General features: G+C 35.5%; 6 protein-coding genes. 5 read left to right on the top strand and 1 reads right to left on the bottom strand.

Annotated features, from left to right (window positions below):
• Positions 1-407 precede the first annotated feature (407 nt).
• Together UGRO018_RS09245 and UGRO018_RS09240 are read left to right on the top strand one after the other, a co-directional pair.
• Positions 408-1,604 carry a VanZ family protein gene (locus tag UGRO018_RS09245; RefSeq protein WP_416326201.1) on the top strand — a complete coding sequence of 399 codons (1,197 nt, stop codon included), beginning with the start codon at positions 408-410 and terminating at the stop codon, positions 1,602-1,604.
• Positions 1,605-1,687: 83 nt separating this feature from the next.
• Complete coding sequence (locus UGRO018_RS09240) at positions 1,688-3,343, top strand: SEL1-like repeat protein (RefSeq protein WP_416326200.1); 1,656 nt, start codon at positions 1,688-1,690, stop codon at positions 3,341-3,343.
• A 112-nt stretch (positions 3,344-3,455) separates the two neighbouring features.
• On the opposite strand, the gene UGRO018_RS09235 is transcribed toward UGRO018_RS09240, so the two are convergent.
• Positions 3,456-3,926, bottom strand: coding sequence for a YbaK/EbsC family protein (locus UGRO018_RS09235; protein ID WP_416326199.1), 471 nt, complete (start codon positions 3,924-3,926; stop codon positions 3,456-3,458).
• 190 nt (positions 3,927-4,116) lie between these two features.
• Here UGRO018_RS09235 and UGRO018_RS09230 point away from each other — a divergent pair, with 190 nt between their 5' ends.
• From UGRO018_RS09230 to UGRO018_RS09220, 3 genes are read left to right on the top strand one after another with little or no spacing between them, the layout of a single operon-like run.
• Positions 4,117-5,112 (top strand): ABC transporter substrate-binding protein, encoded by a 996-nt coding sequence (locus UGRO018_RS09230; RefSeq protein WP_416326198.1) that lies wholly within the window; start codon positions 4,117-4,119, stop codon positions 5,110-5,112.
• 11 nt (positions 5,113-5,123) lie between these two features.
• Positions 5,124-6,062 (top strand): ABC transporter permease, encoded by a 939-nt coding sequence (locus tag UGRO018_RS09225; RefSeq protein WP_416326197.1) that lies wholly within the window; start codon positions 5,124-5,126, stop codon positions 6,060-6,062.
• Between the two features lie 8 nt (positions 6,063-6,070).
• Positions 6,071-6,871: an ABC transporter ATP-binding protein gene (locus UGRO018_RS09220; protein WP_416326196.1), complete on the top strand. Its 801-nt coding sequence runs from the start codon at positions 6,071-6,073 to the stop codon at positions 6,869-6,871.
• The last annotated feature ends 79 nt before the right edge of the window (positions 6,872-6,950 follow it).

The raw sequence follows: 6,950 nt of genomic DNA, 5'->3' as shown, positions 1-6,950 counted from the left end.
TTAATTGAAGGAAAAATTACAACGCTTCAAACATTGATCCAAGCCAAATATCATGAAGATGCAAGAGAGTGGTTATTAACACTAACTCCAGAGCAATTAGAAGAAGCTACCATACATATTTTGAGCTGTGATTCTTTAGAAATATTAAAAACACGTTTACCAGAAAAATAATAATCAGCAAAGGAAGTAGATGAAAATCTGCTTTTTAAATTTAAAAATGAGAAAGATTGCTCAAAGTTAAGGATCATGTAACATACTATTCATGCATAATTTTTTATTCCATCAATGAAAACATCCATAATGAAGTTATAATCAACATTCTATTATTTATTAACAAACAAATTTGTAAGGTTAAACGAAGGTTTCCGAAATCATGATACAATACTAGATAATAGGAGGTGGTTCTTATGTCCGCTTATTTGATACCAATACAAACTGCACTCATCGTATTTCCTATCCTTGCGGTTTTATTAACGATACCTTATATCATGCATCAATATCGCACTTATGGTGCTACACTACCTTTACGTATCGTCATCATATTCTCTTTCATTTTTTATTTGCTTTGTTGTTATTTCTTAGTCAGTCTACCTTTACCGCCAATAGAAGAGGTTGCTCATTATACCACTCCCAAAATGCAATTGATCCCATTTGATTCCTTACGTGATATCAGCTTCTCCACATCTTTGGTATGGGATGATCCTTCAACTTATTTGAAAGCACTCAATGAACCAAGTGTACTTCAGGTATTATTCAATATCCTAATGTGTATTCCATTTGGTGTCTATCTTCACTATTATTTCCGTTTTTCTTTTCGAAAGACCTTGCTTTTTAGCTTTCTGCTATCTTTATCCTTCGAGTGTTTACAATTAAGCGGATTACTTTTCATTTATCCTCGTCCATATCGGTTATTTGACGTAGATGATTTGATTACCAATACGCTAGGAGGTATGATCGGTTATGGTATTTCTTTGATCATTGCACGTATCCTACCCACAAGAGAACAATTAGATGAAAGAAGCTATCAAAAAGGGATGCATGTTACTGTCTTTCGACGCATGTTAGCCTTTGGTATCGATGTCATCTGTTGTATCCTATGCTATGGTTGTGCTACCTTTATGATTCAAGAAGCCTCTTATCATCTTCTGATTTATGCAATCATCATATTTCTTTTGTTCTTTTTGATTCCGATGCTAACCAAAGGAAAAACACTTGGAAAAATGGCCGTTAAAATACGATTAACTTCTTTATCTGAACAAAACGCTACTTGGTATCAATACCTCTTTCATTTTCTACCAACCTATGGATTGATACTACCCTTCCCTTATATCGTTCTATTTTTTATCAATCGTTTTATGGATCATGATGGTTTCATGCTATCTCTATGGTATGCAGGTTTTGCCCTTTATCTTGCAATCTATCTATTCTACAGCTTTGATGCATTACTTTCCTTATTTCAACAAAAAGAAAATATATACGATAAGATCAGTAAGGTAAAAAACTGTTCTACGATCCATCACCAACTGCAAGAACATGATGATCATGAGCAAACATTCAAGCCTTTATCAGAGGATAAGGATGAAAATAATCAAACAATAGCTTGATTCCATAAGAACTATTGAAAATTCATACAAAAAGCGATATCATCAAATTACTAGGATAAAGAAAGTAAAACGAAGGTGAAGATATGGAATCAGGAATACGTCAAAATGAATGGTTGAATGCAAGAGGATCTGATCAGATCACAATATTGAAAAAACAAGCAGTTGCGGGTGATGTACAAGCAATACGTAACTTAGCCGATAGCTATTATCATGGCATTCAAGGAGCTCCAAAAGATAATTACAGTGCTTTTTATTGGTATGAATATGCAACGCAATTCGGAGAAGCACAAGACTTGTATCGACTGGGTATCTGTCATCAATTCGGAATCGGCACAAGATACGATCGAGATAAAGCGGTTCATTATTACCAGCTTGCCGCACAATCCGGACATCCAAGAGCTCAATATGAAATGGGCATCGCCTATGATTATGGCATTGCAGTAGAAAAAGATGAAGATACTGCTTGCGAATATTATCGTATGGCTGCTGAACAAGGTGATGCTAAAGCACAATGTGCACTTGGCTATAACTATGAGGTAGGTATCAGTGTAGAAGAGGATATAGAAAAAGCCAGCGAACTTTATCGTCTTTCTGCAGCACAAGGATATTCCTATGCACAATGCAATCTTGGTTATTTTTATGATCTTGGTATCGGTGTGAAAAAAGATTTGGTAAAAGCAGCTCATTTATATGAACTTGCGGCTAGACAAGGACATCGACGTGCATTATACAACCTTGGCTACTTTTATGAATATGGCCTAGGAGTAGAAAAAGATGAAACAAGAGCTACTGAATTGTATCTTGCATCCGCAAAGCAAGGTTATGAATTTGCTCAACATGCGATTGGTCGCTGTTATATGTATGGCATTGGCGTTACACTTGATTATGATCAAGCAGCTCATTATTTTATGCTTGCCGCTGAACAAGGCAATGCCCGTGCATTATGTGATATTGGATTCTGTTATGAAAAAGGGTATGGCGTAGAACAAAACTATGATAAGGCAATTGAAAATTACCAAAAAGCCGCAGATAAAGGAAATGATTGTGCACAATGTAATCTTGGATTTCTTTATAATAGAGGTTGCGGTGTAAAACAAGATCTTGAAAAATCCATTCAACTTTATCAGATGTCCGCAGATCAAGGCTTTGCACGAGCACAATTTAATTTAGGATGGTGCTATCATTATGGTGTTGGTGTAGAAAAGAATGCAGATAAAGCATTCGAATATTATCAAATGTCCGCAAAACAAGATTACGATTTGGCTATCTATAATCTTGCTTATGCATACCAACATGGTGATATCACAAATAAAAATATTATGGAAGCTATTCGATTATATATGATCTTAGCGAAACGTGGTGATGATGATGCACAATGTAATCTTGGTTATATCTATGCGGAAAGTGAGGATATTCCACATGACTATGATAAGGCAGTTTTTTATTACCGACAAGCCATTGAACATGGAAATGCCGTAGCACTTTGCAATCTCGGTGATTGTTATGAAAAAGGTCATGGTGTGGAACAAGATTATCAGTTAGCTGTAGAATATTATCAAAAAGCTGCGGATAAAGGCAATGATTGCGCACGATATAGTTTAGGCTATTGTTATGAAAACGGTTGGGGTGTAAAACAAGACTTGGATAAAGCTTTGAGCCTTTATAAACAAGCCATGGATCAAGGCTATCAGGATGCAAAAGAAAGCTATGAAAAGCTAAAAAAACAGTTAAAAAAATGAATAAATAAAACTATCAGAAATAAGGAAAAGAAGAAAGAAATCAACATATTGTAAACATCGATTTCTTTCTTCTTTTTTCATATTTTTAGATCCACTAACAAGAATAAGAGACTTATTCCCAGCCTTTACATACATTCACCCATGCTTGATAAGGTATCAATTGTTCTAATTCATCTATACTTAATTTGATAGCAGAATTAGCACTACCACATGCAGGATAAACATAATCAAAACGTTTCATAGACTCATCCAAATAAATCTTTGTCTGTTGTGGTATCGCAAAAGGACAAACACCGCCAATGGTATGATTGGTATATGATTCTACCTCTTCTGGTTTTAACATTTTCGCTTTTACACCAAATGTTTCTTTAAACTTATGATTATCAACCTTGCAATCCCCTGCACATACAATCACCATTGCGCCATCACTTCCCATAAAAGAAAGCGTTTTTGCTATTCTTTCCGGTTGCGTATCCAGTGCTTGAGCTGCTAGCTCCACCGTTGCGCTGCTTTGCTCAAGTTCTATGATATCTTGACTTCTTCCATATTGCTTTAGATATTCTCTAACCAATTCTATTGCCATTTGATATAACCTCCAGTAAATATTCTTTTATCCATATAAACAAGTCATAAATGTAACCATTTACATCATTTTGTTATATGCTGTGAAAATTATATGCAAAATTTGTGAAATAATCAATGAAAAACATTGATTTATTCTCAAAAAAACGATATCATCAATACATAATATATAGAAAAGAGGAGAAATGCATATGAAAAAATTGATAGGCGGCCTAATGGCTTGTTTGATGATGGCAGCTTTAACTGGCTGTGGAAGTGATGCATCCGATGTTAAAAAAGAAAGTCAGGATGTAAAAACAGTAGGTATCATTCAACAGCTGGATCATCCTGCTTTAGAAAGTGCAAAAGAAGGGTTAAAAAACTATTTCAAGGATAAAGGCTATGATGAAACGAAAATTAAATTTGTTGAGAAAAATGCACAAGGGGATAATGGTACAGCAGATACCATTGCAAAACAGTTTGTAAATGATGGGGTCGACTTGATTTATTCCATTGGGACGAATGCAACATTATCCAGTGTGAATGCAACCTTGGACAATCAGACTCCTGTCGTATTCAATGCAGTAACAGATGCAGTAGATTCTAAAATATTAAAAGATGCTGAGCATCCTGGTGGAAATATAACCGGTGTATCAGATGCTGCACCATTAGAGAAACAGTTAAAACTGATTCGTGATTTCCTTCCAGAAGCTAAAACAATCGGTATGATTTATAATACTGCAGAATCTAACGGAAAGCTTCAGGTTGAACAAGTAGAAGCTATGGCTTCTAAATATGGATTTACCATTGAAAAAACAGGTGTATCTCTTTCTACAGATGTTGCTACTGCCGCAGAACAGTTAGCTTCTAAAGTAGATTGTATTTATAATATTACCGATAACATGGTTGTAAATGCCACTGCTTCCATCACAGATAAAGCAAATGGTCATAAAATTCCTGTATTTGCCGCAGAAGATGGACAAATTACCGCCGGACTATTGGCAAGTGACTCTATCAGCTATGTAAAATTAGGTGAAAAAGCCGGAGAAGTTGTAGAAGACATTCTATTCAATGGCAAAAAGCCTGGTGATATCGCAGTACAGAAATCCGAAGATACCGTATTAATGATCAACAAAAAAGTAGCAGAAGAACTAGGAATTAAAATTCCGGAAGAATTAGACAAAAGAGCAACCTACGTGGGAGAATAGATGGTGAAAATATGTTGAATTTTAGTTTTCTTTTTCAAAGTAGCTTTTATATCGATGTCGTTACTCAAGGGTTGGCTTATAGTATCCTTGCCATCGGTGTTTTATTAACTTATCAAGTGTTAGATTATGCCGATTTGACAGTAGAGGGAAGCTTCCCGCTTGGTGCTGCGGCCGGGGCGATGTGTATCACACATAATATCAATCCCTTTCTTTCATTGATCGTCGCTTTTATCGCCGGACTTTTGGCCGGTTATGCGACAGGCTTTCTACATGTAAAATGTAAAATATCATCCTTATTATCCGGTATTCTTGTAATGACCGGTATGTATTCCATTAATTTGATCGTCTCTAATGATCAAAGCCAAATCGCTTTGTTTACTTATGATACCATCTTCACTTATGGCTCTATGATTGCACAAAACTTCAGTGGTGATACAGCAACATGGATCATTAAGCTTTGGCCAATCTTTATTTTATTGGTCATCGTTGGAATCATGAAACTATTACTAGATTGGTTTTTAGATACAAAATATGGCTTCTTAATGAGAATTGCTGGTGACAATCCACAATTGATATCTTCTTTGGGGAAAGACCTTGGTCATATCAAAATGAATGGTCTTGCAATCAGCAATGGTTATGCTGCCGTATCCGGTGCAGTAGTGTCTCAATTACTTCGTTACTTCGATGTTCAATTAGGAACAGGTATGATCGTTATGGGTCTTGCTTCCGTTATTATCGGATTGACCGTCTTTAAACGCTTCAAATTCTTTGGTTTTACAACAAGTGTCATACTGGGAGCAATCACCTATCGTCTGACCATAGCTGTTGCGTTGAATTTAGGTCTTCCACCAAACAATTTAAAGCTGATCATGGCAGTCATCTTCATTATCGTGCTTGTTTTAGGTAATGGCGTTATGGGAAAATTTTTCCATCGTTCTGTGAAAGGATAGGTGATAACATGATCAAATTACAACATATCAAAAAGACCTTTAATAAAGGCAGTGTTAATGAGGTTGAATTATATACAGATTTGAATGTAGAAATTCAAGAAGGCGAATTTGTTACCATCATAGGATCAAACGGTAGTGGAAAATCAACTTTCTTTAATGTTGTTAGTGGTAATATCCTTCAAGATAGTGGAAAGGTATTATTCAAAAACAAAGATGTTTCTAAGATGCCTGAACATAAACGTTCTAAGTTTATCGGACGAGTTTTTCAGGATCCGCAAAAAGGTACTGCTCCTTCCTTGACGATTACACAAAATATCGCTATGGCTTATAATAAAGGAAAATCCTTTGGGCTTTCAAAAGGTGTAGATAAAGCTTTGATTCCTTTATTCAAAGAAGAGTTAACCAAAATGGAACTTGGATTAGAAAATAAAATGGATGTTAAGGTTGGTGCACTAAGCGGTGGTCAGCGCCAAGCCTTGTCACTTTTGATGGCAACCATTGTTCGTCCTGATTTGTTACTTCTAGATGAACATACAGCAGCATTAGATCCAAAAACGAGTGATTTAATTATCGCTTTGACACAACGATTGATCGAAGAGAAGAAAATGACAACCATTATGATAACCCACAATCTTAAACATGCCATTACCTATGGTGATCGTCTATTGATGTTTCATAAAGGTCAAGTCATTATGGATATCGGAAAAGAAGAAAAGAAGACACTAACGGTTGAAAAACTAATAGAGAAATTCAATTCATTAAACATGATGGATGCTTTAGATGATGAACTAGCATTTAGTGGAAATTAAACATATGAGGAAGGTGGAGCGAAAACATAGCTTCACCTTTTTTCTAATCAATGACTTTCTTCAAGTAACATGATAAAAT

The organism is Hoskinsella mucinilytica, assembly GCF_045223415.1.
GTDB classification, from domain to species: domain Bacteria; phylum Bacillota_I; class Bacilli_A; order Erysipelotrichales; family Erysipelotrichaceae; genus Hoskinsella; species Hoskinsella mucinilytica.
This window is presented reverse-complemented; position numbering and strand designations above follow the sequence as displayed.